This window comes from Streptomyces sp. NPDC002787 (genome assembly GCF_053592095.1).
The window spans coordinates 3,935-5,128 of record NZ_JBSFVC010000080.1; the positions used below are offsets into that span (position 1 = coordinate 3,935).

Below are 1,194 nucleotides of genomic sequence, written 5' to 3' on the forward strand. Positions count from 1 at the left end.
CGAGCTGGGGGTGGCCGCAGAGACCAGCGAGAAGCGACTGTTTACTAAAAACACAGGTCCGTGCGAAGCCGTAAGGCGATGTATACGGACTGACGCCTGCCCGGTGCTGGAACGTTAAGGGGACCGGTTAGTCAGGATTCGTCCTGGCGAAGCTGAGAACTTAAGCGCCAGTAAACGGCGGTGGTAACTATAACCATCCTAAGGTAGCGAAATTCCTTGTCGGGTAAGTTCCGACCTGCACGAATGGCGTAACGACTTCTCGACTGTCTCAACCATAGGCCCGGTGAAATTGCACTACGAGTAAAGATGCTCGTTTCGCGCAGCAGGACGGAAAGACCCCGGGACCTTTACTACAGTTTGATATTGGTGTTCGGTTCGGCTTGTGTAGGATAGCTGGGAGACTGTGAAGCTCGGACGCCAGTTCGGGTGGAGTCGTCGTTGAAATACCAGTCTGGTCGTGCTGGATGTCTAACCCGGGTCCGTGATCCGGATCGGGGACAGTGTCTGATGGGTAGTTTAACTGGGGCGGTTGCCTCCCAAAGGGTAACGGAGGCGCCCAAAGGTTCCCTCAGCCTGGTTGGCAATCAGGTGGTGAGTGTAAGTGCACAAGGGAGCTTGACTGTGAGACCGACGGGTCGAGCAGGGACGAAAGTCGGGACTAGTGATCCGGCGGTGGCTTGTGGAAGCGCCGTCGCTCAACGGATAAAAGGTACCCCGGGGATAACAGGCTGATCTTCCCCAAGAGTCCATATCGACGGGATGGTTTGGCACCTCGATGTCGGCTCGTCGCATCCTGGGGCTGGAGTCGGTCCCAAGGGTTGGGCTGTTCGCCCATTAAAGCGGTACGCGAGCTGGGTTTAGAACGTCGTGAGACAGTTCGGTCCCTATCCGCTGCGCGCGCAGGAATATTGAGAAGGGCTGTCCCTAGTACGAGAGGACCGGGACGGACGAACCTCTGGTGTGCCAGTTGTTCTGCCAAGGGCATGGCTGGTTGGCTACGTTCGGGAGGGATAACCGCTGAAAGCATCTAAGCGGGAAGCCTGCTTCGAGATGAGTATTCCCACCCACTTGATGGGGTAAGGCTCCCAGTAGACGACTGGGTTGATAGGCCAGATATGGAAGCCTGGTAACGGGTGGAGTTGACTGGTACTAATAGGCCGAGGGCTTGTCCTCAGTTGCTCGCGTCCACTGTGT

1 rRNA gene (running past one end of the window) is annotated in these 1,194 nt (G+C 56.7%); it reads left to right on the forward strand.

Annotated elements, in window-relative coordinates:
* Positions 1-1,173: ribosomal RNA gene (locus ACWD26_RS43940) — 23S ribosomal RNA — on the forward strand (it extends 2,035 nt beyond the left edge of the window).
* Positions 1,174-1,194 lie beyond the last annotated feature (21 nt).